Origin of the sequence: Clostridium thermarum (assembly GCF_006351925.1) — a bacterium.
Lineage (GTDB): Bacteria > Bacillota > Clostridia > Clostridiales > Clostridiaceae > Clostridium_AU > Clostridium_AU thermarum.
Genome location: NZ_CP040924.1, coordinates 1158561 through 1184806, shown reverse-complemented (window position 1 = coordinate 1184806; position 26246 = coordinate 1158561). Strand labels below are relative to the sequence as shown.

Here is a 26246-nt window from a genome sequence, read left to right as displayed (position 1 = left end):
CGATTTGATTGAAATATGCCATATCACCACCCTCAAATCAGGTCTATAAATCTTGTTTCCGTTGTACCGTCCTCGTATTCAATGACTATCTCAACACCAACTTGGCCGTTTTCGCCCTTTTCAAGGTTTTCGGAAGCAATCTGCGCTGAAAATGTATAGCTTTTACGTGTCGCTGGGTATACCGTCTGTGACAGACTCTTTGTCATACCAGGTACACCAACAGCCTTGAAGGAAGCAGTTCCCGAAACACCATTCTCAGTGTCTACTTCAAAACCGGAATTGACCCAGTAGGCAAAACCATCATCCGCCCTGGAATTGCGCAGATGGTTGAATGGTACCATATCTTTAATTTCCTGACGGTTTACCAACTCTGCTGAGGACAGCGCATCCGCTGCCTTGTCCCACTGTGCTGAAGAATCGCCAAGTTCCCGCAGTTTAGTTGAAAGCTCAATCACTGTTTTCCATGGCTCCTGTAAGTTATACTGCCTTCTCACAACACGTGTCTTTACCAAAAGGCCTAGTTCTTTATCGTCTACTGTAACAATATCACCCAGTTTCCATGCTTCGTGCTCATAACCGGTTAGCGCAGATAAATCCATTGCAGACAGTACATAAGAGACGCGAGGCTTCGAATATTCTGCAAGCCGCATTTTTGCATATTCCAGCATCTGATACGGATTTGTAAACGACGAACAATCAAGCGTCGACACCCTCACTTCACTGGAAAAAGTGTAATCTTCCACGTATTCCTTACCTCCATTAATTGAAGCGAAGGTCAATCCGTCCTTTCCATAAGCATAGAGCCTTGTCACTAATTCACGTGTATCGACTACCCGCTGAATACTTTTCAAATTCTTTCTATATGAAAAAAGCGCTCCGCTATCAGTACCACTAAAAGTCAAAAGGTGTACCTGGCGGTTGGCGCTGTCAAACACCAGATCGCCGCCATAAATATTCTGTACAGTGCGAAGGATGGATAAGGCATTTTTTTCTGTACACTGCCATGTCCGTTTCGTAGTGACAGTAACATTTCCTACTGTCCAGCCTGTACCCAAAAGTGCATATTGCATCGGAACATCTGCAGTATCTGCATTGAATTCTCTAGGTTCTTTTTCCGCACTGAAAGACAGATCGTAAAATACCGCTTCAGCATATACTTGCGTAATAACACGCCCATCTTCGCTTTTATTGTCCGTTAAGGTTCGGATCCGGTAAATGTCATTTACGATTTGCACTTGTTTTTCATTTTCCAGTGTGCTTCTTTTTGGATCATGGAACGGAAGCTTGAATTCCAGCGTATCCGCGCCGTTCACCTCACCAGTGACAATGATATCAAAGGCATTTTCAAGAACAGCTTCCCATGCTCCGTTTTTGTCCAAAATCACAGGACGGGCAAAGCCTAGTTTCTCATAGGGCGCTTTCGGTATATCATGAAGCTGTATTTCCAGAAGTTTTGGTGTCTTCAACGGATCGCTGCTGGTAAGGGTAACACGGAACCTTATATATTGCCGATTTGGCGATTGAAGTTCACCGCTGGTTCCCACAGCCTGCCATGCAGACCATTCTTCAAGATCATCGCTTGTGCTGGTCTCTACTATAGACACTGAAGTAACACCTGCAGTATATTCGCTTGTCACAGCTACACGACCGCTGCCCGATAATGCACATGGAACCGCCCTTGTATAAAGTACGCCACTTGCAGGATACTCGCCATCTGTTGCTTTAAGGGTGACTGCGCCAGGCTCTGCCAAAGCATCTACATCCGAAGCCGCATCCCCACCGTTTGCATGTAAAGACGACTTAAAATATAACAGCAAATCATCAGCTGTAAGCTGTGAGTCCGTTTCCAGAAACCAGTCGTCGAAGCCTCCGGCATAGTAGTAGGTATTTGCATGCATCCCCATAATAATGTTTGCTATACACTCCCGATTCAGCTCTCCCGAAAAGGAACGCACAGGCGACACCCAGGTTGCCCCGTCGCTGCGATCGCATATGATGTTCTGTACCTTTTTGTTGCTTACTTCAATGATGGAGGCGATAAAATACCAGCCGCCGTTTTTCAAGGTAATGGTAGACGTTTCACTCTGGTCGTAGATTAGTGCGCCGGAGGAGTTATACAACATCAGCCTAAGTCTCCCTTGATAAAGTGAAACATAAAAAATTGGCTGACCGGGTCCTTGGCGGGTATTGAATATGGGTATATATGTCTGGCCGACCGAATAGGTGGTAGGATTAATCCAACCTCCTACAACAATCTTTTCGCCCAGATTGCTAAAGAAACTCCCATCATTTTCTGCTATAAGATGGGTCTTTTCAGAAGTCGGATTAACAATATTTTGCCTAAAGTATCTTCCGAATCTTCCAGCAATAAGGTTTGCTGATGTACCTGACCAGCCGGAGATGGTAAAATGTCTGCCATGTCCCGATGAATCCATAAGCTGAAGATTTTCGTCTGGTGTTTTTTCATTAAATCGCCATAAAGCAGACGTCCTTGATGTTACAGGAAACTCACCGGTAAAATCCTCTTGGCTCGTTAGAATTGATTTTATCGCCATATTATCACCTCCATCTGCTTTTTGCCTGTATTTTTAACTCAGTAAAGGTCGCGTTTTCTGCGGCAATCTCAATATGATTAACACCTTTCCTGAGAATTGGAAAATTCAGATCCTGCAGGCTGGGAAGACCATTTCTCAAGGTTCGGCCTGTTTCATCAATAACCTTAGCTGTTACCATGCCGGAGTCGACAATCAGAGTTTCACCTTCAGATAATGAGCCAACAATTAGCAATTCCTCGCCGTTTGTAATAAGCGAAATATAGCTTGATGAGGACGTTGATATCAAACCCTTCAAGAGATAAACCGGATTGGAATCCGCATTTCCTTTAACCCTCTCCAATTCATGCAGACCTGTTTCAGAAAGAACAAATATCTCATCTTCCAACGCGTAAACATACGGGTCGGGACAAACAAACCGAAGTTCAAAGCTGCCCGCTGTCCGCAATATCCGCTCACAGTCAACCGCTTCTGATAAGCGAGCCATGAAATATCGGTCGGGCAAATCATCTAGAACAAGTTGTCTAAGACCGTTTTCCGGATTTAACCATTCAGCAACATTATCAAGAACCGATACAAGATCGGCAAAACTGCGCTGGGGAAGCACACTACAGCTAATTATTATGTTTCGTTCTGATATGTCGCAGCCAAAATCTGCAATACCTGCTTTGCCCGGCACAGTTTCAAATGAATTGCGCAGGGCAGGGGAGACCTGCCATTTGGTAAGTCTTGCTCGTATTTTCATACTTTGCGACGATATTCCATTGTAGATAAATCCCATATGCTTCCCTCCATTACGCTGTTATAAAACGTCCCTGCGCCCTTGAACCTGTCTGCATCAGGTTATATAACTCCTGTGAAATCCTACGTATGTCTTCTTCACCACGAACAATCATCTGCTGCACCACAACAAGCGGCCCAGAAGCTAAACCGCTAAATCCACCTCTTCCACTTACATTAATATCAGGAGATATATTAAAATCTGTCGGCACTGCATTTTGCATATTGTCTGCCACTCTGGCCATAGCCTTGTCAAATCCCTCACCAATACCCAGTGCCATATTGCCGCCAATACCTTCAAAAACAGTGGACGGAGATCTGATTCCAAGAAAATTCTTTACTCCATCAACAATACCGGAAAAGAAACCGGAAACCTTATCCTTAATCCAGCTACCAAGGCTTTTAATACCTTCCCAGATGCCTTTTACAATGTTCTTACCAATCTCAACCACTGAAACAACCGCCTTGCCCAAGCCTTCTATAATAGCCGCAACAATCTGAGGTAAAGACTTTACTAGTTCTGGAATGGCTTTCACAAGCCCGGCAGCAAGCTGTACGATAAGCGTAATTCCCAATTCTATGATTTTCGGCATATTGTTCGTCACAAAGTCAATGATTGTTGTAATTATCCTCGGCAGTGCTTCAATTAGTTCTGGCAATGCATTTAAAAGTCCCTGCGCCAGTCCCTGAATCAATGTAAAAGCAGCTTCAAGGATTTTGTCCATATTATCCAGCAGCCCTTGCACAATGGTGATCACTGCTTGAACCGCTGCTGGAATTAGCTCCGGTAATGCTTCTCCAAGCCCCATTACCAACGCTGTGATTAGCTGTACCGCTGCATCAATGAGTAAAGGCAGGTTATCAATGAGTGCTCCGACAATGGTCATGACCGCATCTACTGCTGCTGGAATCAGCTCCGGCAGCAGGCTCAAGAGAGTTTGAAGCACCTGAGAGAACAATTCAGTTACAGTTTGCAACAGCACGGGAAGCAGATCTTTGACTGCTGAGATAATCGCACCGGTTGCCTCCGGCAGAGCAGCCACTATATTTTCCAAAACCGGTACAATATTTTTAACTACAGCCTGAAAGGCATCCACAAGATTTTGTGTTAGGTTCGTCATATCAGCGTTCGCATTGCCAAGTCCTGCTATAAACGAACTTAGAGAGGCTTGTAAAAGACCAATGGAACCGCTGATGGTCTGGGTAGACTCTCTTGCGAAGTTTCCAGCATACTGTTCGGTTTTTTCAAAAAACATCTGCATGGCGATCTCGGCCTTTTCGGCATTGGTTGCGCTATTCCAGGCAAAATCCAGCCCTTTTGCAAGAGCATAAGCTTCGATGGTAGTGGCGTTCATGGCGACACCCAGATTATCCATCATGGTGAAGTTACCCTTGGCTGCGCCAGCGATGGATTCCATGGCAGTCTGCATGTCAATGCCCATAACCGAAGCCATATCTGCCGCCCGTTGCATGGCCTTCTCGGTAAGTTCCAGACTTTTTTGCTGATCGACACCAGCACCCTGAAACAGTGCGCCCATTTTGTTGGCGGTGGCAAGGTACTCGGATTGGGACAAGCCCAGATTCTTGTAGGCTTCTTCTCCCGTTTTTTGGATACGTGCAGCATATTCGCCAAACACAGCTTCAGAACCGCCAAGGTTCTGCTCAAGCTCACCAAACTGCTCCACGACCTCTTTTCCCAGCTTGATGGCAGCCGCGCCCGCTGCGGTCGCTGCAGCACCCATAGCCGCGCCAACACCTTTAAGAACGCTGCCCAGCTTCTCAAATTTCGAGCTGGATTTTTCGGCATTGTCTCCACTTTCCTTCAATTCGTCCCCAAGCTCGTCTGCACTTTCAGCAGACTGTTCGAGCTCGCGCTCCATTTTGTTCAGTTCGGCTTTTGCATTATTAAGCTGTATTTGCCACGACTGAGTACGTCTGTCGGTTTCTCCGAAAGATGAGGCGGCATTGGCAAGGGCTTTCTCCAAAGTAGCTATTTTTTCTTTCTGCAATTCGATCTCTTTGTTAAGCACCTTGTTTCTTGCAGTAACAGCTTCAACTGACTTATCCTGCTTGTCGAACTGAGATACGACCAGGTTCATTTCGCTACCCAGTACCTTAAAACTTTGATTGATCTCACGAATGGCGTTTTTAAATTCCTTTTCGCCTTCAATCCCGATCTTCAGGCCAAAATTGTCTGCCACATAACCGCCTCCTTTCCTGCAAAATTTTTAAATTCCGTAAGGTATCACATCATCAATGGTAAGCATACGCTTTGGTTTCGCCAGCCCTAAAAACTGCTTATGGCACTCCCATAAATCAAGCAGGTACCCAATAGGCATTAGCCATACTTCATCCTCTGAACGGTTGAGCTGGACAGTGCCGTAATATAAAAGCCGAGTGAACAATTCCTCATCGCTCACTCGGCCGGTGTGTTTTTTAAGTCATCCTCACTTTCAACATTTCTTTTGGTACCCTTGAACATTGCTTCCATGATAGCGTCTTTATATGCTGCCAGTTCCAAAGGAGATGTGAGAAGTTCCACTGTCTCTTCAGTCAGGAGTTCACGCTTATCCTGATTTTTAAGGTTGTGTATCAAAATGCTCTGGTTAGCCAGCAGTGTAATCAGCCATACCACTTCGTCAAGAGCCATCTCGAAGTTCTCGGTTTTCATCAGTTTCGTGCCGAGGTTTTCAAGACCGCCGTACCTTTTTGCAATCTCCTTTGTCGCTTTAGTGGTTAGAATAAGCTGATATTCTTCATCGCCGATTTTGATAATTGCGCTTCTGTCATTATCCTGCATTATTCGCTGCCTCCTCCCACAGCAAATACCGGCTCATAAACTTCCGTATACCAGCCGGTAATAGTTTCAGGCGATACACCGGGATCGTCTTCGCTGACCTCTGCCTTCCAAGGGTGCTTTCCCTGGCCATCTGGTTTGTTACGTCTCATGACTGTCCCTTCAATGGTGGGTGTCGAAAAGGTAATGCTATCACCTTTCGTTTGGAGATTTGTAGCCGGGATTCCGAATTTAACCCTGTAAAGCCAAAAATACCTGTACTTGCCGTTAGCTTTCTTGGCTCTAAAGCCGATTGCCACAGGTGCGCCTCCATCCTCACTGGCAGAAATCAGCACCTTATTGTCATCAAGAGTGGCTCCCGTCAAAACCTCAGCAGCGTCTACTCCGATATCTGCAACACCAAGAGTCAGTGTGCCGCTTTGAAATTCCTTGACCACTTCTGCCGCCCCGTCATCGGCATAAAGTGTCGCCTCTGCCAGCTCCACAGAAAGCTCTGCCGTAATAGCCTTAGCCAGCGGAACAGGCGTGTCGTATGTCTCTTCTCCGTTTTCATTCTCAGTTATTTTGGCATAATATAACCTGTCCAGTCCGATTGTGGCCATGTTTTTCATTCCTCCTTTACTTCATACTCTTTTGCCACATCAATGGCATAGTGGTGATAGCCGGTATCGTCCTCATGGCCTATATACCGCCTGTCGGTAATGGTAAAGCCTGCTTGGAGCAATGTGTTCACTATTTCGTTTTTACGGGCAGTGTAGTTTCCCTTTATAAATAAAGACAACCTTACCTCCTGGGTTTCTACCTGAGGCCGGTTGTCTGCAAAAACCTCAAATGTATCTGTCATCGGAGTAATGACAAGGTACTCATCCGGCGGTACACCGCTAAATACCCCGGTTTCAATGGGGATACCCAAACCATCCAATAACGAGTTTAATTCTGACAATATGCTCATATACGACCCAGCTCCTGTTCCAGTCTTGATTTCATTGCTTCGATGCAGGACTTCCTTGTAGCTGATTTTGCCGGTTTCAAAAAGGGCCTTGGAGGCTGCCCGGACTTGCCATACTCAATAATATTAGCAATCTTCGCATTGCTTACCCCATCCTTCCTTGGTTCAGTAAAGCCGATTTTTATGTTGTGGTTTCCATCCCTGTCCTGTTTGGCAGGAGAGAGTCCCAAAGCATTTACCAATTCACCGGTTGCTCTGGACGGATATTTAGTGCCGCTCCCGATAACTGACTGAAGATTGGACTTCACTTTTGAAAGAACCACTTCCCCGCCTGCTTCCAGCACCTTAGGTATGATTTCGTCTGTTCTTTCTCCAAGTCTGGATAACTTGAGCAAGAACTCTTCCGGCATTTTAACTTCCACCTTAGCCACGTTGCAGCCCCTCCTTTTATGCTTTGCTTGATTTCACCTTTTCCGCAAGCACCTCAATATACATTCCACGTCCTTTTACGTCCTCAACACTGATAATGTTGTACCTGCCATCGCTGCAAACGAGTACAAGATCTGTGGTAACTTCCAGGTTAGGTATCCTACGGAAGCGGAACAGGGCAGACGCCTGCGAAAACGCCGCCCTGTTTGCCCATTTTTCACTGCCATGCCTATCTTCCTTGTATGCCCTTACCGAAGCAAGAATGACATCACCTTTTTCAGTAAAACCCTCACTATCCTTAACCGGCTTGACTGAGATAATGTCCACGAAAGTTTTCATTTTCCCAAGGCCCATATTTACACCTTCCAATCCCGGTCGAGCCGCAGCAATAGATTAACTGTATTCCATACCTGCTGTCCAGCCTGCACACTATCCCCAAAAAAGCCAGCCGTCGAACCATCCCTGCTTTCATAAAAATGACTCGACAGCATAATGACAGCCTGCTCAGTAGTAGGCGGCATGGGGTTTTCAGCATAATATCCTTCCGGCTTTTTCTGGTAACTTTCCGCATAGGCCACTGCGGCTTTGATATACTCTTGTAAAAGTGCGTCATCTTCGCTGTGCTGCAATATGAGGTTTGCTTTAACCTTCTCCAAAAGTTCCATGCCGCAGCACCTCCGTTTTCATTAAGTTGATTTCTGCTGCAGTATCTTGACTGCTTCAGCCAGTACCAGCTTTCCATCTACACGCTGGGTTGCCATGAATCCAACTTGTCCGGTCGCAGCATACAACTCATTAAGCCGCTTAAAAACCCTGCCTTGACGGTCTGCCACCCAGTAATAAGAAAAATCGCCGAATACAATCGTTTTTGCTCCAGCGGCAATGGCAGGCATAAATGCAGAAGTTTTAACTGGACGATTGAGGATAGTATCCGGTGTTCCAGCAGTTACAGAAGGCTGCCAGAGATACTGACCGTTGTTGTCTTTGAGCTTCCTTATAGCTTTAATTGTCGAATCATTCATAATGAATACAGCGTTCCTGCGGTACGGAGACTTTAGGCTGTAGAACAAGTCCATGATCTCGTCAAGGGTAATGGCTGTTGCACTCGCCGCAGTTACTCCTATCTCGCCACCGCCGTTATCTGCCAAGATACCGGTTGGCTTGCCAGATCCGTCACCGATAAAAAATGCTTCCTCCTCTTTTGCTCCGATTCGGCGGGCGAATTCTTTGGCTATATACTGTTCAAGGTTAAATACACTATCGTTTAACAATTCCTCTGACACCTTGATCATAGTAGCCAGCTTATATGCGCCGATGGATACCTGTGCAAAGGAGTCATCGCTTTCGGGAATCTGGCCTTCCTCATCCACCCAGGATGCAGTACCCTTGCTTGCCACCACAGGAATTTTCTTGTCACCGCTGGACGTGGTAATAACATTGGCAATCTGCCTAAAGATATTCTCCTCCTCCAGTGCTTCCACAAGAGTACGCTCAAAGTCGTCGGGAACAAGATATCCACCTTCGGTGTCCTCTCCAATCTGCAGCGCGTTGTGTACGTCATATTTGCGCCTGCCGCGCATCATGTTCCAGAAAGACTGCCTGTACTCATCGCTGGCACGTCCGGTTTTTTCATTGTTGCCAGATATGGAAGTGGGTTTGTCTGTAATAGGAATATTCAACGGTTTTGACAGTTCCAAATCTATGGCAGCCTGACGCTCAAGACGCTCTATTTCTTTGCCCAGCGCAATAACGTCGGCTTCCATTTTTTCATAAGTCGCGGTATCCTCCGGTGAAAGCAGTCCGTCGTTCCCGCGTTTGCTGTCGAGGAAAGCTTTAGCAGCTTCCCATACTTTAGCGCGTTTTTCACGCAGTTCCAGTATTTTGCTCATAATCAAATCCTCCTTAAGGTTTTAATAAAAAAAGCCGCTTTTCAAGCGACTCAATTGGTGTTCCTTTTGGTTTCTCTTTTGGTTTAAGCTTTTGCAGGATGGAATTTGTTACTGCCTGCCTGCTGAAGATCATTCCTCCTGATACTTCAAATTCGGATGGGAATGATTCATCCTCCATAAACAAGATTCCATCGGCAAAGCCAAGTTCCACCGCTTTTCTTGCGTTAAACCAGCTTTCTGCATCCATTAGGTGCGATATTTTTGCCCTGGAAAGCCCGGTTTTCAGCTCATAAGCGTTGATGATGGATTCCTTTATTTCTTCCAGCATTGCGATAGCTTTCTCCATTTCTTCTGTATCACCGATGGCTATTGTCATAGGGTTGTGAATCATCATCATGCTGACTGGTGACATAAAGACGTCACCTCCGGCCATAGCTATGACCGAAGCGGCGCTGGCTGCAATACCGTCAATCTTTACCGTCACTTTGCCTTTGTAATCCATAAGCATGTTGTAAATTTGATTAGCTGCAAATATATCTCCGCCAGGGCTGTTGATCCAGATCGTTATATCACCCTCTCCGGACAACAGCTCTGATTTGAACTGCTTGGGAGTTACTTCGTCTCCCAGCCAGCTTTCTTCAGCTATTGGGCCGTCAATATATAATGTCCGGCTGCCATCATCGTTTTGTATCCAGTTCCAGAAGCGGCGAACCGGTTTTTGTTTTTGTGATTTGTTCAACTTTTGATCCCTCCGTTTCAGCATTGTTTTTACCTGCAAAGGCACCTGCATCGGCAAGCCTGGTCATGTTACCGTTAACAAGATACAGATCTCCGCCCAACTCCGCCGGAATCCGGTTCATGTCCTCAAGCTCGCGGATATCGTTAGCAGACATCCAGCCGTTCTGGCGAGCTACAGCATAACCATTCATGCGGCTTGCATAATCACCGCGCAGAAGGCCATCTACATTGAATTTGACAAAGTATGCCCGCTTCTCTGATGGTAAAAGCAGCGCTTTTTGGAGAGCCTGTTCCCAACGCACCACCCACGGGTCAAGCGTGTATTTAACAAATTCCAGAGATTGCTGTTCGATGTTTGAAAAGCTTGACTTTTCAAGATCTCCAACCATATGGGGAGGTACTCGGAATATCCGAGCGATTTCATTTATCTGAAACTTTCTTGTCTCTAAAAACTGTGCCTGTTCGGGTGGAATGCCGATTGGTTGAAACTTCATTCCCTCTTCCAGAACTGCAATGCGATGAGCATTGGCACTTCCTTGATAAACAGCGTTCCAGCTTTCTCGCACCTTTGCCGGATCCTTTAATACGCCGGGATGTTCCAGAACGCCACCCGGATTTGCTCCGTTGGCAAAAAAGGATGCACCATACTCCTCACAGGCAATAGCCATGCCTATGGCGTTCTTGGCCATAGCAATAGGGGAGTATCCAATCAGCCCGTCAAAACCGAGTCCCGGGATGTGAAGAACCTCCTCACTTCGTAGGTATATAAGGCCTGCTTTTGGATTAACCCTGCTCTCATCGCTGTCGCGCCGATAAGTGTAAAACAGTTCTCCATTTGGAGCCCTGTCTACCGTCATTTTGTTTGGCAAAAGTGGATAAAGCGCCAGCACTCGTCCGGAACCGTCCCTAATAATTTGAGCGTAAGCATTTCCCCATAAAAGAAGATGACTCATCAGTGTTTCTCGAAACACGAATGAAGTCATCTCAGGGTTTGGTTCGTCATGGAGTAAATAATAGAGCGGGTGGGTCAACGCTTTTTCTTTGCCACCGTCTTCTTTATAGCGGTACACATGAAGCGGAAGCCCGGCGATGGCTTCTGCAAGTATCCTTACACAGGCATACACTGCAGTTGTCTGCATAGCAGTCCGCTCATTTACAGTCTTTCCGCTGGATGTGCCGCCGAAGAAAAAGCTATATGCATTACCGAACAGGCTGTTTTTCGGCTTATCCCTTGCTTTGAACAAACGGGAAAATACACTCATATAATCAACAGCCCCCTTTCATCATAAATTGATCCGTTGTGTTCATCCCCGTCATGCCTTAACGCGCGGTCAAGCGCCATAATTAACGCTACCGCACCATCTATTCTCTCGGTGGATTTTTCTTTATCCGGCTTAATGTTTCCGGCGGGATCGGTTTTGACATAGATATTGTCCATCATCCACCGCAGTATTGGATTACCACCATGGGCGATGCGTTCTTCCAATGTCAGCTTCATCAACTCTTTTGTAGGCGGCGACATATCCTTGAAACCCTGACCGAATGGAACAACCGTAAACCCCAAAGCCTCGAGGTTTTGCGTCATCTGAATTGCGCCCCAGCGGTCAAAGGCTATTTCCTTAATGTTATATTTCATTCCGAGTTCCTCAATAAAGGTCTCGATAAAACCGTAATGTACCACGTTACCCTCGGTGGTAAATAAAAAGCCCTGCCTCTCCCAGACATCATAAGGCACATGATCTCTCCGCACACGCTGATCAATATTCTCCTCCGGTATCCAGAAAAAAGGTAGAATCTGATATTTGTCAGATTCATCAAGCGGTGGAAACACTAGCACAAAGGCGGTAATATCGGTAGTAGATGACAGGTCAAGCCCTCCGTAACAGGTTCTGCCGCGCAATTTTTCTGCATCAACAGAAAACGCACACTTATCCCATTTATCCATTGGCATCCAGCGCACCGATTGTTTCACCCACTGATTTAAGCGGAGCTGACGGAATAAATTTTCCTCTGCAGGATTTTGCTTGGCATTTTCACAAGCCACCCTCAATTTTTCGATGTCGACTGTAATGCCCAGTGACGGGTTAACCTTTCTCCATACCTTTTCACTTGTCCAGTCATCGGTATCGGCTGCGCTGTAGATAACAGGGTAGAAAGTCGGATCTATCTTACGCCCTTGAAGAATATCCTCAGCCTTTTGGTGCACTTCCCAGCAGATGGAATTGCGGTCTGTGCCAGCAGTTGTGATCAGGAAAAACAGCGGTTGTTTTCTTGCATCGCCAGATCCGTGAAGCATTACATCATAAAGATCCCTGTTCGGCTGAGCATGAAGTTCATCAAATACCACACCATGGACGTTTAGGCCATGTTTCGTATATGCCTCCGCTGAAAGCACCTGATAAAAACTGCCTAACGGTTTATATACCAGCCGCTTCTGTGACAACATTGGTTTAATTCGAGATTTTAATGCCGGACACTGTTCCACCATATCTACTGCAACGTCGAAAACAATGGATGCCTGCTGACGATCAGACGCACATCCGTAAACCTCGCCGCCATGCTCGAAATCACCGCAGGTAAGATATAAAGCAATTGCCGCTGCAAGTTCGCTCTTACCCTGCTTTTTTGGAATTTCTATATAGGCAGTGTTAAACTGCCTGTATCCATTAGGTTTCAAGATTCCGAATATGTCCCGGACAATCTGTTCCTGCCAGTCAATTAATTCAAAAGGCATTCCATACCATTCACCCTTGGTATGCTTCAGGCAGTTTATAAAAGTAACAGCGGCATCCGCCGCTTCCTTGTCATATCGAGAACCTTCCGCCATAAACTTGGTTGGTTTATATCGTTTTAACTTCCGCAGCTTTGCCGCCTCCTTTCCTAAAATTGAGCAAGAAAAAAGGAACCTCATGGATGAAGTTCCTCTCTAAAGTGGATTTCTATGAAACTTGTTACGTTATAACCGTTATCGTTTGCCTGTTAGGATAAACTCGGCATATTCTTTCTTGTGTCCATTAAGAAATACTACTAATTCATAAAACCCCATTTTATATGCCTCTTCCTGTACTCTTGGCAAGTCAAACATATTACAGGCACCGCTGTCCCGTATGGCCATAATCTGTACCCATGTCCTACACCTCTGACTTCTCTGCCGCTGAAATTGAATCTCTTACCGCTTTATTGAGAAATGAAATATCAAAACCCGCATCTAAATAGCCCTGCCGAATCACCTCGTAATAGTAACGACCCGGTGCTCCCAAAGGTCTACCTTCATTCATGATATACACCATTGCGGGTACCCACTGCCCTTTGAAACGTACCTTAACCGTTTCTTTCCGGTATAGATGCGGATAACCTTCATATCTGTCCAGCGCTTTCTCATCATTAGGCATGATTCTCCAAAGCATTACTGGTACACTTTCACCTTTTTGTTTTTCTATTGTCGCTACTGCGCCGCCATTCCCTCCTCTGAATAACAGCCGGTATCCTGTGAGTTTTGCACTCCCCAGCACTTTTGCCGTTGGGCAGCGGTATGCCATCTGCCTTAAGTTCAGATTGCTTCCGTATGCTAAATATATGGTTCCTTTTTCTTTGCTCATCGTATCATCCTCCTTGTATTTACCAAGGCAGAGGCGGAGAGCCACCCCTGCGCTTGTCTATCTATGCTGCCCGAAACCGCCATGCAGCGTTACCATCAAGGTGTTTGCAAAGATGCTCCCGGCAGTTTTTGAACTCATCACCAATAAGTCCTATGCGGTTGAGATATGTCCGCATGGCAAACTTCTCATTTTCAACCTGTGGTTTCTTGCTGGAAGCGCATTTTTGCGTTAACGCCTGATGGTTTAACGCAAGGGCAAGCACTATGTAGCTTCTAATTTTTCCCGCATGAAGTTCGCTGTTAAAGCCTCGAAGCTCAATTGTCCCATTGCCATTAAAAAAGCTGTGCAGGTTCAAAAAGTGGTATCTGCTATTATGGTAATGGGTGCTTCGGCTTTCGCTGTAACCTTCGTACCAGATGCTCTCAATCGCCGCCATGGTTTTGGGCTTACGCCGATTCATCTTCTCAACCAGTGCCGCATCCATCTTTTTACAAAACCGCATCCTGTCCGGCTCAATCTGCAATGCTTTATAGAAAAGGTCATTCTTGCTGGCGATAATGTTGATAAAATTACGGATGCTTCGCGGTGTGTGGTCTGCACCGTCTATATGGATATGAATTCCACAGCTTGTGTTTGCAAAACCTCCAGCCTTGCGAAGCCTCCTTATCAATTCCTGCAGGGTTTCAATGTCTTCGCGGTATGTCAGTATCGGGCTTACCAACTCGACGCTATATTCCCGGCCAGCCGCCACAATCCTGCCGTTTTCCTTTTTCTGAGTCCGGATGCTCCCGTCGCTCATGAATTTCCATATCCGTCCATCCGGTGCAATAACCTTTTGGGTATCGTAATAATCTCCGCTGGATTCAACCCTCCCTCCAAGAAAAGCTGCTGCAGTTTTTGCCGCTTGTTTTCTTGTAATCCCCGTCAGTTCTACCTCGATTCCAAATCTCGTTGTAAGCATTGCGCTTTCTCCTCGCTTTCTCTGTGTTTTTTGCCCTTTGGCAGTGTACATTAGGCCACTGAAAACACAGGATAGCAAGGCAATTCTGCGTGAGTTTCCACTGGATTTTGAACAATTTTACACATCTTGAATTGTGTACATTTACAGCTTTCTGATCACATCTATACCATAGGCTACACCCAAAGAAGAACCGCAGTCCCAGTTGATATGAACAGTTCCGATATCATCCACGAAAGATACTGTTCCTTGGTCTCCCGGTTTCAGCTTAGAATACGGATCATCCATGCAGATAAGCTCAACACGTGTTCCCGGCGGATACTGCTCTTTAATGCGAAGGACTGTTTCTTTTGAAGGGAAGCCTCTTGCACTCATAGTTCGTCCTCCTCTCCAGGATAATATGCGGCATACTTTGGGTAATCTCTACCATCCGGCATTACCAACACTCCATCAGACCGTCCCCGCTGCTTAACCAGCAGGCAACGCCACACTCCATTCTCATTAACATGACAAAGCCCTTTATTTTCCTCAATGAAAATGCGATCAACACATAGGTCGGCAACGAAGTTATCATAATCAATCTTTGATAGCTCGATAGTTTTTACAACTACAAATCGTTTCCTCGTCTCATACCGATGCGGCACTTTTAAATCCTCTATTCTAAACGGATGCTTGACAAAGAAGGCGGTGCTATGAAAATTATTCATTTTCGTCCACCGCCTTTGCTCTGCCTTTCCGATACGCCCCGTTACCGGACAGCCTTGAAAGTAACACCTTGCGTTCAGTTTTGAAGTTATCACCTATAAACCCCAACCTAAGCAGGAAACAGCGAAAAGCATATTTTTCATTATCTGTTGGTTTTTCTTTTCGTAGTACTCGCTTCTGTAATTTTGCCTGTTCTGCCATCTGCTTTGCCAGCGTTATATAGGTCTGCACTTCATCAGCATTTAAAGTCGCGTTCCAGAAAGGGAAGGAAATCTCATCATTTTCAGCTAAGACTACAAGTTCCCCCTCAATCAACATCGCCTTCTTTATCAATGTCTCTTTGCTGGCCAGCATATTATTTAGGTTTTCAAGGCTAATCGCGCTAAAGCCCTCCAACGAAAGAGTAATTGTCATGGTCCCCTCTGCTGAAAAGCCCTCCACATTCAACGTGTCAATAACTGAACGGATGGTTTTTATTTCATTGAGACTGATTTTCGGTGAGTGAACCACACTGTCCCTGTCAATCGTCCAACTGCCAGCAGATTTTTCGTCTTTAATCTCATACAAAAACTCCGGTGCTCCGGCATAGCGCACCTGGCCTTCCAGGGCTTCAGCTATGACCGAGGCAATGGCTTTTCTCTCCTGACCGACAATCTTCTGTGAAAAGCGAAAGCTGTTATTGCTCATGCCATACACCTCCCCTCAAATAAGCTAAAACATTTTTGATTCCCATAAAAAATCCCACCTTTCCTTTTTGGTGGGGTACATTAACGCTCTGTTTTGAGGGGAAAGCAAGGACATTTTTAATCAATCTGTGTTTCCGCGTAAGGTATTTTTTCACTACCTGTTACCAAGAATACTGAATCTGTGCCAAATTGTGAAACATAGCGCTTTACAATCACATCGCAGTATTTCGAGTCAAGCTCCATCATAAAACAAACCCGCCCGGTCTGCTGTGCCGCAATCATTGTCGTACCAGAACCACCGAACAGGTCAAGAGTTAAATCTCCAATATGGGAACTATTGAGCATTGCCTTTGCTACAAGCGATACCGGCTTCATGGTAGGGTGCTCCTCCGATACTTTAGGACGGGGTATCTCCCAAACATCTGACTGTTTACGGTCTTTAAGCGGGCAAAGGCGTGTTCCATCAAGCCAACCATACCAGATCGGCTCGTACTGGGTATGATAGTCCTTTCTTGATAGTACCAAGCTGTCTTTTTTCCATATAATTGTGCTCGACCAGTGATACCCTGCCTCCCGCATGACGTTCATCAAACTGCCCCATTCCTGAGCACTCATTACCACATAGGTCATGCATCCGGCTTCAGAAACCTCTTTCATGCATTTAAAAGCGCGCAATAAAAAAGCACCGAATTCTTCGGTGCTCATATTGTCATTTAGAATTTGTCTTGGCTTCCAGCTTGGATGCCTGGTATCTGAACCGTAATCAACATTCCAGGGTGGGTCGGTGAAAACAAATCTCGCCTTTTGTCCGTTCATCAGCTTTTGCACATCTGAAAGCATGGTGCTATCACCGCACATCAGACGGTGGCTGCCAAGTACCCATATGTCGCCCTTTTTGGTAACCGGAGTTTTAATCTCTGCAATTGCCTTTTCTGTATCGAAATTATCCTCTTTGACATTAGCGGCTGTTTTATCACGGAACAGCTCATCAATTTCCGCAGCATCAAACCCGGTAAGAGAAACGTCAAAACCATCTTCATTTAAATCCATAAGCAGATCGGTCAAAAGCGGAATATCAAACTCACCACTGATTTTATTCAGCGTGACATTGAGTGCCTTTTCCCGCTGTTCATCCAAATCAAGTACAACACAGTCGATCTCCTTATACCCCAAAGCTGTAAGTACTTTATAACGCTGATGTCCGCCGACAATATTCCCGGTGCGTTTATTCCATATAACCGGCTCTACATATCCAAACTCTTCAATAGACCGACGTAATTTTTCATATTCAGGGTCACCAGGCTTTAAATCTTTCCGCGGATTATATTTAGATGGTTTTAGTTTTTCTGTTGGTATTTTCAGTATATCCATAAATCTTAACCCTCCAGTTTGATGGCTTTTTCACCGGTGAATTCCTCCCAGCGCTTAACAGCTAAATCACAGTAAACAGGGGATAACTCCATTGCGTAGCATTTACGCTCGGTCTGTTCAGCCGCAATTATAGTAGTTCCGCTACCAGAGAACGGCTCAAGCACAATACCGCCTTTGTCGCTGTGCATTTTGATGCACCGCCATGGAAGCTCCACAGGGAACATTGCAGGATGCTCCTTGTTTGCCCGTACAGTGGTCATCTCCCATATCCCAGCATAACCCCATTTCTTGCGTTCTTCCTTTGTAAGCCGTTTCACAAATTTATAACTGTGTCCCGCAAAGGCTGAAAGCCATACATATTCCTGATCGTTATATTCCTCAACTTCTCCTTTATTGCTGAAGGCTGAAATATACTCATACTGCTGAACCGGCTTGTTTGAAACAAGATGATAGGGTCCTACGCCGAAATTTTGCCCTTGCTTCTTCCAAATGCGGATCCAGATAGGGCGGTAACCGTTTTCCAAAAACATGTTCACACTGTAAACACTGGTGGGTTCAATAAACTGAGAGCCGGTGGCATAGAGATCACCTAAGTTCCAGCAGACAATATCTGCATACCTGCACAGGTTTCTAATCACTGGGCGTACTGTCTCGAACCATGGTTCAATCCCGGCCTTTTCATATTCTTTGCCTACCCCATATGGAGGGGAAGTCACTGCCATCTGTGCGTGACACCCTTCCATCAACTTCTCAAAATCCTCATCCTTAGTAGAGTCGCCGCACATCAAGCGATGATTCCCGAGAAGCCAGATATCGCCCCGCTTCGTTACAGGCTCGCGCTGCACAATTTCCTCATGCGCTTTATCTATGTCAAAGCTGTCTTGTATCGCCTCTTTGGAGTACCATCGGTTAAGCAGTTCGTCTATTTCAGAAGCGTCAAACCCTGTAAGCGAAACATCAAATGCACCTGCGTCCAACTCAGCCATCAGTTCAGCCAGTTTATTCTCGTCCCACTCTCCCTGAATCTTATTAAGAGCAAGATTAAGCGCTTTTTCTCTCTGCGGGTCAAGATCCACTACAACGCAGTCTATCTCAGTCTGTCCCAAGTCCAGCAAAACCTTTAAGCGTTGATGCCCGCCTACCACATTACCTGTTTTTTGGTTCCAGATAACAGGCTCCACATAGCCAAATTCCTCTATTGACCGTTTTAGCTTTTCATATTCCTTATCGCCAGGTTTTAAATCCTTGCGCGGGTTGTATGCTGCTGGATTAAGTTTTTCAACAGATATTTTTTGTATGTTCATACTGCATTCTCCTGTTCAATATTTTCTTAAGACCCTTTTTTGCGCCCTCACAATCTCCGTTTATTACTTGTCCCCGCAGAGTCTTAAACTGCTGCTTCGTTAAATGGTCTTTATATTTTCTTAGTTCCCTAAGAAAGATTGAATTTGTTTTATGCATCAGCCACCCCTCCTGGCTGTCAGTAGTTTTTCCATAACATCATCGTGAGGAGTAGCCCCCTTGTATTCGGTAGCACAGTTTTCCCGCACGACTTGATAAATTTGATACCACAGGTTATTGGCCTGTTTCATAAAGCTTTGACTCATAGCCACATAAGGTGACGGGATGGCATTGCCAGTTGTCGGATGCTTAGCAAGAAAGCCAAATTCAGTGATACATTCCTCGCACTGGATCCACCGCGCCACACTCTGGGCATATTGCTCTATAAGCTGCGCAGGGATAAGGTGAACACACCTGCGTTCCTTAAGCCACTGCCATGTTTTTTCGTATATTTCCACCGCCAGTGTTGTTTTTCCATTCTTCTGCTTTGCAGCAAGATAATCCCTCGGTGGCGGCATGCTCTCTCCTTCCAGTTCCGCAGCATCCGTAAACTCCATTACCATGAGCTTTCGTCTGCCGGGGTTTCCTTCCAAAATCTTATCCGCCAGAGGCTTTTTCTTCTGTCCTGCACCGATACGTGCCCCGCCGCGGTTGGTACCGTCCTTTGCCATACACATCACCTCGATTCATGTAAAAATAAACAGGGGATATACCCCGTTTGAAACTGCGATTTTTCGCGCGTGACCCCCCGCCCGTTGCACAAAACCACTTTGCCAGAGATTTTGACCCCCCTACCGTCTTGCCCACCGCTCTCCTTCGCAAGCAGTGATCGACGAGTGACATCTTTTACACAGGCTCATAAGGTTACTGTCTGCATTGGTTCCGCCTTTGGATAAAGGGATGATATGATGTACCTCTTTGGCTGGCGTAAGCCTTCCGTACTTTTGGCACTCCTCGCAAAGCGGATGCTCTGAAATATATCTGTCCCTGATGCGTCCCCATCTCCGGTCATAGCGTTTTCTTGTTTGGGGATCTCGTTCGTATTTGTTGTAATAAGCATCAACTTGTTTTTGATGCATGTCACAGTACCTTCCGTCCGTCAGTTCAGGACAGCGGGGAAAGGAGCAAGGCCTTTTTGGTTTTCTTAGCATCTGGCCACCTCCTTTATTGGTATAAAAAAGCCCTCACAGGTTCATCCCATGAAGGCTTATCCATAACTTTTCACAATACCATTATATTTGGATTTTTATTGGATTTCATCTCATAAAAATCTCATCTGGAATACTAAACAGCACATTTACTTTTCGCCCATGGCATCCTGCCGTTATAATACTTGTCGGAGATATACCGCTGCATATCGGGTGGTAAAGCTGCAAGTAAAATATAAGCTTTTTTTCTGTCTTCCTCTAAATCTTGGGCGCTTTTATAGAAAGAACATTTATCTTGTTGACACTTGTGTACAGTCAGGATATTGCAGCCAATCCTTCCGTTACTACCAAAACAATTATCGTACATCTTTCCTCACTCCCGTTTTATGTCATAAGAAAAAGCCCCGAAGGGCTTATGTGTTTTAATAGCATTTTTTCACGATATCATTATATATGGTATACCTGTGTTTACATCTCATAAAAATCTCACCTTAAATGAAGCTAAAAATATCAGTTTATTTGTTCAAAGATAGCTTTCGAATATACTTCTATATCTCCAGGAGTAAGCATGTTGAATTTTTCTTTCACAGCTACAAAATATTTCCCGATCAATTCTTTGGGTATTACACGATTAGAATGCGCATCCACTGGCAAACCGTCTCTGGTATGCCGCCATGGTTTCTCCAGATGCGTAAACTTCTCTAGCGTTTTTCCGCTATAACAGCAGAAGTTCTTAATAACGCTATCCAATATCGCTTTTTCAGAAGTTGTAAAAACTGATTCATCGAAAGCTTCAACACTCTCAATGGGGTCAAACCGATAAGATGAATACCTGTTATATATATCTCTGTAAACCGGTCCATGAACCCATGCCTCACAATCTTCTTCAAAAAGAAATCGTCCTTCAAAAGCATAATAAAAACCCTGGACATAATATAGTGCCTTTTGTAAAGCTAAAGGAGTTATGTCCTCGCATTTATAAAGCAGATATTGGATAATTGAGTCCAGCTTTGAACCCGTTTTGCTTTCTTCCCCAAGCAGTTCCTGTACCTTCCGCTTACTTTTTTCATATGCCTGCAGAGATTTTAAATTGTCCTTATTTTTCTCCAGCAATTCTTTATAATATGCTGGATCATCATAAATCTTTTGAAGAATATCCGAATACTGTTTTGTAGGCATATCACCTTCACAATATCTCGAAAAAGTCATTTCTCCCCAACCTAAAAGCAATGATAGCGGACGTTTGCCAATATTGTATTTCTGAGGTATTTCTAATATCTTCTCCAGCGAAATAATGCCATTTTTTTGACGGTACGTGGTATACAAAGCCTTTAGATTTTCGTCCTCTATATCCGCTACATAGACTTCGCTCCCACATTCTTTACATACAGCCTTCTTTCCGGTATACTCATATTCTTCGCCTTTAAGTTTACCCTTAATTGTTGCTGTTTCTACCATGTATTCGACATCTCTTCTGCATTCCTCGCAAAATGTCTTATTCCTATTCATAAGGCGGCCTCCTTTCAAACTTTCTGATTGATCATCGGAAAAGATAATCAATCGGCTTGTTTCGCTTATGAAACGATATGACAACCACTCGTTTTCCACTCTCACTATCAATTAGATTAAATTTCGTATATATATCAACTAACTCCTCGATACCATCAAAGTTAAATAACGTAAACTGGGGACAAAAGACATATAAAACCTCATGTTCAAATCCTATTTTTGTATTTTGCAATGAATGGCAAAAATCTTCTGTTTTTATTTTCAGTAAAATCTCCTTTTGCCTTCTGCTGTTTAGGTTATATTCATTTATAAAATCTATGTTTTCTTGTCTATTCTCATTTTTTGATATAATGAATCTGCCCTCTCTAATACAGTCATGTATCATTGCCAAAATCTCATCAATCTGTTCCCAGGTATAATTCTGATTATAGTGCTGATTCATTGCATCACCTCTTTTGTGATACAATGATACTATATTATATGCGTATTGTCAAGATTTATGCATCAATTAGTACATTTTTAATCCGATTGATTTTCTTATTCAAAAGCGTATACTAAAGATAACAGATCCTACGAGCTTATATTAAGCGCAATACAGTAGGCCATAAAAAATACCCACTTAGGTAGATTGCTCTATCTAAGTGGGTTTCCTATTTTAAACTACTTCCCGTATAAAAGCAGTGCCAGATGATTAAGCGCCTTGTCTTTCCTGCGGTACACCTGTGCTCTTTCAAGAAACAGCTTCTCTCCGATGTTTGCTACAGCTTCCGTCTTGCTCACATCATTAACAAAAAATTCTGTCAGTATAAACTGTTCTTCCTCCGACAAGGCTTCCCAAGCAGGCTTGAACCACTCCATATATTCCAATGCCCGCCTGTAACGTTCTTTCAACACATCAATCTCGTCAAGGCAAGCAGCAAGGCGTTCTTCGCCACTTTTGGGATTGTGTTTGCCCGGAACTCCAGTAATCTTTGCACTATGCGGGCTTGTCATACGGGTTTCAACATCATATATATCCTCATCACTGTGCTCAATAATATACTGCATGCTGCTGTAATCTTTCAAAGCTTCAACAGCAGCCGCTTTTTTATCTAAATACTGCCATGCAATCAGCATATCGCACCTCCAAAAAATCAAGATAAAAACCTTGATCTTTGAAGCATTGTGCTTTTCTGCATTGCTTCGCAGTGCTTGTTTCTTTGTTCGTTATTACTTCGTTCCTTGCAGAAGGTTATGCTTTTCCAGAATAACCTTCACCTCATCTACCGAATGGACAATCGCTGCCACGCCTCCGGCATTGAGGATTTTCCTAATAGTAGCTTCCTGCAGTTTTGTTGCCTTTCCTGATGGGGTTTTTACTTCAAAAGCTATAAACCGTCCATTTACACAGGCAATAATGTCCGGTATTCCTGCTGTCCCGTACATACCGCCATGTTCCTTCCAGCAGAAACACCCCGGTACTGTCTTTAAGTACCGCAGGACTTTAGTCACAATACTTTTTTCGGACATACCTGCTCATTCCCCAAAAAATGTTACCTTTTTTCCTCTTGTTACCTCGGAATTTCAAAATTGGTCACCTCTTAAACCCGCTATACAAGCGCATTTTAGGATTTTGTTACCTTGTTACCTCATTTTTGAGTAGGTGTATACACAAATATTTTTATTTTTTTATTCTTTTATTTTCAAAAAAACATGTTTCTCTCGCGCGTATATATAAAGTTGAGGTAACAAAGGTAACATCGGTAACAAGTGGCTATTCATCAGCGTTTCGGGCGTTACCTTTTTGTTACCTTGTTACCTTTTTCGATACTAAAGAGGCTCAATATCTGTGATCTCAAAGCCGCTCACATCGCATCGCTCTTTCAATATCGAAAAATCAAGAGTCCAAGCTTTTTTTATTTCATTCCCGAAACGCATAGTTTTATTGCTCTCCAGAAAAAAGTCACTTTGCCTCAACTGCTTCAGAAACTGGTTATACGGAAGACATTCCCCTGTGATTGCATAGTCGCGCCTGTACTTGGTATAGCGGTCATATACATCGCAGAAACGTATCCCGATAACCTTGCCGCCTTTATCAAAAGTGTAATCTTGGTTTGGAGCTAGTTTCATCCGGGCCATGATTTCCAGCGTCTGTTCTACAATGGTCTTGTTATTGCTGCCGCCATCCAGCAAGTACTCCTGCACACCATTCCGGAGATAACGTGTACATGCCCCTTTGTTAATAGGAAACACTTCAGACCATGTAACATTAAGGAATTCACACAATTTGTTAACTAGGCTCAATCCGGCATAACAGCAGGCAAGGTTATTGACGATACGGGATGGAAACTCATCAGATATCTCCGACTTTGCTTCCTCATACCATTTCTCTACCTCAGCAACCGATACTCTGAGTGCTATATCCAGCAGGCTCCGACCGAAGCTGCCAAGCAGATCAGCTTTTGCACACAACTTATAAAATGCTTGTCTATGGCTGGCCGGTTTTAAGTCCTTCTTACTGAAAAGCAATTCTATGCTCCGTTCTCTGATAGCCGCTTCTTCCGGCGATTCCTCACCAGCTACAATGATGGGTGCCAACAGTTCATAAGTAACAGCACTTTGATCCGCCCGGCCGCGGACACCTTCATGCCCGTCATATGCATCACGAAGATGGTTGTATAAGGCATTTAGCCTTAGCTTGTCTATCTTTGAAGGTTTGAACTCATCCATCAGCTGTGGTATCAGATTCGATGATGCAGATTCTTTCATCAATGTAAATGCGGTAACCTGTGTAGCCGCGCGGATTTTACTACATGAAAATACCGGCAGAATAACCCGCTCCAATGTATTACTCTTTCCGCTGCCCTGTTCTCCGACAAGCAATAAATGCGGAAACTTAATGCCTGATTTTTTAAGATGCGGTTTAATAAAGCATCCGGCTACCCAGGCCATCACTGATACCGTTTTTATGGGTTCGTTATAGCTGAGGATCCACTCTCCAAGTTTGACAAGCTGTTCCTTTGTCAATGGCTCAAAGGTTAGGATATCGGTTGTTATGCTTTTATACTTATCAAGCTGCACGATATCTTCAACAATTTTACCTCCCGCTTCAATGGCACCATCCGTTGAAACATATACCATCCGGCCGCCATGCTCATATATTCCAAGAGCCTTGACCCCTGTTTTTCGTACCCACTCCATTTCGGATATATAACCTTTCAGCAGCTCTAAATCTCCTTCTGATCCAAAATAGCCTAAGGATATTGTCCGGCGGTTCAAGATGTTTTTGAACTTTTGAATATTATTGAAGTCGGTAGTCATAAAGGTCTGGCGGTATATTTCATCGCGGATTGTAATAAGATCGGCAGTCATCTGCGTTTCATCTTCTGATACAATCATCTCCACCGGCTGAATGATAAAGTTTGTTATAGGGTACACACTTTCGCCTCTGGTGCGGTAATACCTGCCCTCATGTTCAAAGATAACCGACTCGCTTTCGCGGCTGTATACGTTCTCTGTAACTTCAATGGCCTTCTCCAGTGTCTCCTGCCCATATGTTGCTCCACTTGCATGATGCACCGTATCCCATTTTTCCCGGAATAACCCGGACTTTCTAAACAGCCTGTCCATCTGCTCTTTGTTTTTATCTGACCAGAAAGCCAGCATACAGCAAAGAGCAAGGTCAGCTTCGGACTGGCTGGGATACCCGGCTTCCTGCCATTTTCCTTCCCATAACAGGTTAAATTCTTTATGGTTTTCGGCTGTCCGGGCTTTCTCCTGAATTTCTTCATCTGTAAGCGGCTCTAACTTAACCCCCTTACGGTCTTTCTTGCTTTTTCCTCTCCGCTTCTTGCTTTTGATATAGTTCTCATGTATCCAGGCCAGTGTTCCGTTATCTTTAGCAATGCTATCAGGTGTTCCGGGCAATTGATCGCCAGTCATTGTGAAGTATCTACTGTGGGCATACATTTCAACACCGGTTTTAGTGTTTTTATTGCCCTTGGCAGGCATCTCCCCTTTATAGAAAATATGAAGTCCGGTTCCTGAAGGACTGATTTCCGTATAGGACGGAAACCGCTCAAGGATAGCCTTGGCGGTATCGTTTAATTCTCCAGTGTTTTTATCGCGGCAGTGATCGATGTCAACTCCTACTAAGCCTCCACCTTTTGCGAATACAAAACCCAATCCGGTATAGAGGTATTGTTCTTTTGCCGCAATCGCATCGTCAAGGGTCGACCAGTCGTTTGGGTTAGTGCTTGAGGCTTTCCTGCCGGTTAATGGGTTATAAGGGATTTTACTGTCTTTTCCGTCCTTTGTGTTGGGTTCCAGACGCCAGCATATCCATTGCTTCCGGTTAGCCAGTTCTTTAGGGAATGAGATGCTCACTTACACTGCACCTCCTCGCATCGTTCATTAAAATACCGGATCGGAATGCTGCGCTGCTTTGCCTTCTCAATTTCAATGGACATTCCTTTAGTAATTTTTCTGCCAAACACCCACACTTCTGAGCACTTTGACATCAGTACCATGCCAAAGAACAAGCCCAAATTTCGCATTTGTTCATCATCGTCGTCCATAAACTGCGGAAACAAGAGGTGCGGAGCAATAGGTATGCAATTCTTGCTCACTGCAAAGCGGCAATATCCCTGAGCCTTACGGACATTACGTTCAGTATCACCAGCATATGGGCTGCATATAAACACCATCGGTCTATAAGGCGCTTTCCTGGCCTCTCGCTCAATCCTAAGCAGTGCTTCATAGGGTGTGGGGTCGTAATATCCTTCCGCGTTAAACTTACTGATACTCATGCTGTTAC

Annotated in this window: 32 protein-coding genes; all 32 read right to left on the bottom strand. The window is 44.7% G+C overall.

Annotation, left to right across the window (positions count from 1 at the left end):
* Positions 1-32: 32 nt before the first annotated feature.
* The 32 genes from FHY60_RS05125 to FHY60_RS04970 all read right to left on the bottom strand — a co-directional run bounded on the left by FHY60_RS05125 (position 33) and on the right by FHY60_RS04970 (position 26238).
* Positions 33-2555, bottom strand: coding sequence for a phage tail spike protein (locus FHY60_RS05125; RefSeq protein WP_013782350.1), 2523 nt, complete (start codon positions 2553-2555; stop codon positions 33-35).
* A 4-nt stretch (positions 2556-2559) separates the two neighbouring features.
* Positions 2560-3333 carry a distal tail protein Dit gene (locus FHY60_RS05120; RefSeq protein ID WP_013782351.1) on the bottom strand — a complete coding sequence of 258 codons (774 nt, stop codon included), beginning with the start codon at positions 3331-3333 and terminating at the stop codon, positions 2560-2562.
* A gap of 13 nt (positions 3334-3346) precedes the next feature.
* Positions 3347-5533, bottom strand: a complete 2187-nt coding sequence (locus FHY60_RS05115; protein ID WP_013782352.1) for a phage tail protein — start codon at positions 5531-5533, stop codon at positions 3347-3349.
* A gap of 27 nt (positions 5534-5560) precedes the next feature.
* Positions 5561-5752 carry a hypothetical protein gene (locus FHY60_RS18245; protein ID WP_003520671.1) on the bottom strand — a complete coding sequence of 64 codons (192 nt, stop codon included), beginning with the start codon at positions 5750-5752 and terminating at the stop codon, positions 5561-5563.
* The gene (locus tag FHY60_RS05105; RefSeq protein WP_003516030.1) at positions 5749-6132 is read right to left on the bottom strand and encodes a hypothetical protein; all 384 of its coding nucleotides are present in this window, start codon (positions 6130-6132) and stop codon (positions 5749-5751) included. The genes FHY60_RS18245 and FHY60_RS05105 overlap by 4 nt, the downstream gene beginning before the upstream one ends.
* Positions 6132-6731, bottom strand: a complete 600-nt coding sequence (locus FHY60_RS05100) for a major tail protein (RefSeq protein ID WP_013782353.1) — start codon at positions 6729-6731, stop codon at positions 6132-6134. Before FHY60_RS05100 ends, FHY60_RS05105 begins: the two co-directional genes overlap by 1 nt.
* Before the next feature lie 5 nt (positions 6732-6736).
* On the bottom strand, positions 6737-7081 hold the full coding sequence (locus FHY60_RS05095; protein WP_003516028.1) for a hypothetical protein: 345 nt from the start codon (positions 7079-7081) through the stop codon (positions 6737-6739).
* Positions 7078-7509, bottom strand: coding sequence for an HK97 gp10 family phage protein (locus FHY60_RS05090; protein WP_074665367.1), 432 nt, complete (start codon positions 7507-7509; stop codon positions 7078-7080). Before FHY60_RS05090 ends, FHY60_RS05095 begins: the two co-directional genes overlap by 4 nt.
* A gap of 16 nt (positions 7510-7525) precedes the next feature.
* Positions 7526-7861, bottom strand: a complete 336-nt coding sequence (locus tag FHY60_RS05085; RefSeq protein WP_028992640.1) for a head-tail adaptor protein — start codon at positions 7859-7861, stop codon at positions 7526-7528.
* A 2-nt stretch (positions 7862-7863) separates the two neighbouring features.
* Positions 7864-8172 (bottom strand): head-tail connector protein, encoded by a 309-nt coding sequence (locus FHY60_RS05080; protein WP_004400079.1) that lies wholly within the window; start codon positions 8170-8172, stop codon positions 7864-7866.
* A gap of 21 nt (positions 8173-8193) precedes the next feature.
* Positions 8194-9396, bottom strand: a complete 1203-nt coding sequence (locus tag FHY60_RS05075; RefSeq protein WP_028992638.1) for a phage major capsid protein — start codon at positions 9394-9396, stop codon at positions 8194-8196.
* A gap of 13 nt (positions 9397-9409) precedes the next feature.
* A complete protein-coding gene (locus FHY60_RS05070) occupies positions 9410-10135 on the bottom strand; it encodes a head maturation protease, ClpP-related (protein WP_013782357.1) in 726 nt (241 codons plus the stop codon).
* Positions 10074-11396: a phage portal protein gene (locus FHY60_RS05065; protein WP_013782358.1), complete on the bottom strand. Its 1323-nt coding sequence runs from the start codon at positions 11394-11396 to the stop codon at positions 10074-10076. Before FHY60_RS05065 ends, FHY60_RS05070 begins: the two co-directional genes overlap by 62 nt.
* Positions 11393-12997 carry a terminase large subunit gene (locus tag FHY60_RS05060; RefSeq protein ID WP_479723580.1) on the bottom strand — a complete coding sequence of 535 codons (1605 nt, stop codon included), beginning with the start codon at positions 12995-12997 and terminating at the stop codon, positions 11393-11395. The genes FHY60_RS05065 and FHY60_RS05060 overlap by 4 nt, the downstream gene beginning before the upstream one ends.
* Before the next feature lie 102 nt (positions 12998-13099).
* On the bottom strand, positions 13100-13249 hold the full coding sequence (locus FHY60_RS05055) for a DUF5049 domain-containing protein (protein ID WP_093751262.1): 150 nt from the start codon (positions 13247-13249) through the stop codon (positions 13100-13102).
* Positions 13250-13265: 16 nt separating this feature from the next.
* The gene (locus tag FHY60_RS05050) at positions 13266-13733 is read right to left on the bottom strand and encodes a gamma-glutamylcyclotransferase family protein (RefSeq protein ID WP_023062547.1); all 468 of its coding nucleotides are present in this window, start codon (positions 13731-13733) and stop codon (positions 13266-13268) included.
* Positions 13734-13794: 61 nt separating this feature from the next.
* Positions 13795-14694: an amidoligase family protein gene (locus tag FHY60_RS05045; protein WP_139903977.1), complete on the bottom strand. Its 900-nt coding sequence runs from the start codon at positions 14692-14694 to the stop codon at positions 13795-13797.
* Between the two features lie 141 nt (positions 14695-14835).
* Positions 14836-15066 carry a DUF4314 domain-containing protein gene (locus FHY60_RS05040; RefSeq protein ID WP_013782362.1) on the bottom strand — a complete coding sequence of 77 codons (231 nt, stop codon included), beginning with the start codon at positions 15064-15066 and terminating at the stop codon, positions 14836-14838.
* A complete protein-coding gene (locus FHY60_RS05035; RefSeq protein ID WP_243122229.1) occupies positions 15063-15335 on the bottom strand; it encodes a DUF6329 domain-containing protein in 273 nt (90 codons plus the stop codon). Before FHY60_RS05035 ends, FHY60_RS05040 begins: the two co-directional genes overlap by 4 nt.
* A gap of 55 nt (positions 15336-15390) precedes the next feature.
* Positions 15391-16083 carry a virulence factor gene (locus FHY60_RS05030; protein WP_013782364.1) on the bottom strand — a complete coding sequence of 231 codons (693 nt, stop codon included), beginning with the start codon at positions 16081-16083 and terminating at the stop codon, positions 15391-15393.
* A gap of 116 nt (positions 16084-16199) precedes the next feature.
* Positions 16200-17453, bottom strand: a complete 1254-nt coding sequence (locus tag FHY60_RS05025; protein WP_139903976.1) for a site-specific DNA-methyltransferase — start codon at positions 17451-17453, stop codon at positions 16200-16202.
* A gap of 5 nt (positions 17454-17458) precedes the next feature.
* Entirely contained in the window at positions 17459-18757 is a 1299-nt protein-coding gene (locus FHY60_RS05020; RefSeq protein ID WP_139903975.1) for a site-specific DNA-methyltransferase, read from the bottom strand.
* Positions 18732-18914, bottom strand: coding sequence for a hypothetical protein (locus FHY60_RS05015; protein WP_015051383.1), 183 nt, complete (start codon positions 18912-18914; stop codon positions 18732-18734). Before FHY60_RS05015 ends, FHY60_RS05020 begins: the two co-directional genes overlap by 26 nt.
* The gene (locus FHY60_RS05010) at positions 18914-19465 is read right to left on the bottom strand and encodes a P27 family phage terminase small subunit (protein WP_003515999.1); all 552 of its coding nucleotides are present in this window, start codon (positions 19463-19465) and stop codon (positions 18914-18916) included. Before FHY60_RS05010 ends, FHY60_RS05015 begins: the two co-directional genes overlap by 1 nt.
* A 120-nt stretch (positions 19466-19585) precedes the next feature.
* On the bottom strand, positions 19586-19873 hold the full coding sequence (locus FHY60_RS05005; RefSeq protein ID WP_479723579.1) for an HNH endonuclease: 288 nt from the start codon (positions 19871-19873) through the stop codon (positions 19586-19588).
* Between the two features lie 205 nt (positions 19874-20078).
* Entirely contained in the window at positions 20079-20309 is a 231-nt protein-coding gene (locus FHY60_RS05000) for a hypothetical protein (RefSeq protein ID WP_139903973.1), read from the bottom strand.
* A gap of 143 nt (positions 20310-20452) precedes the next feature.
* Complete coding sequence (locus FHY60_RS04995; RefSeq protein WP_139903972.1) at positions 20453-21451, bottom strand: type II TA system antitoxin MqsA family protein; 999 nt, start codon at positions 21449-21451, stop codon at positions 20453-20455.
* A gap of 31 nt (positions 21452-21482) precedes the next feature.
* A complete protein-coding gene (locus FHY60_RS04990; protein WP_139903971.1) occupies positions 21483-21893 on the bottom strand; it encodes a hypothetical protein in 411 nt (136 codons plus the stop codon).
* Positions 21894-22111: 218 nt separating this feature from the next.
* Positions 22112-22567: a hypothetical protein gene (locus tag FHY60_RS04985; protein ID WP_139903970.1), complete on the bottom strand. Its 456-nt coding sequence runs from the start codon at positions 22565-22567 to the stop codon at positions 22112-22114.
* Positions 22568-22660: 93 nt separating this feature from the next.
* Positions 22661-22960 (bottom strand): VRR-NUC domain-containing protein, encoded by a 300-nt coding sequence (locus tag FHY60_RS04980; protein WP_139903969.1) that lies wholly within the window; start codon positions 22958-22960, stop codon positions 22661-22663.
* Positions 22961-23260: 300 nt separating this feature from the next.
* Positions 23261-25816: a phage NrS-1 polymerase family protein gene (locus FHY60_RS04975; RefSeq protein WP_139903968.1), complete on the bottom strand. Its 2556-nt coding sequence runs from the start codon at positions 25814-25816 to the stop codon at positions 23261-23263.
* The gene (locus tag FHY60_RS04970) at positions 25813-26238 is read right to left on the bottom strand and encodes a DUF7768 domain-containing protein (RefSeq protein ID WP_139903967.1); all 426 of its coding nucleotides are present in this window, start codon (positions 26236-26238) and stop codon (positions 25813-25815) included. Before FHY60_RS04970 ends, FHY60_RS04975 begins: the two co-directional genes overlap by 4 nt.
* Positions 26239-26246: the final 8 nt, after the last annotated feature.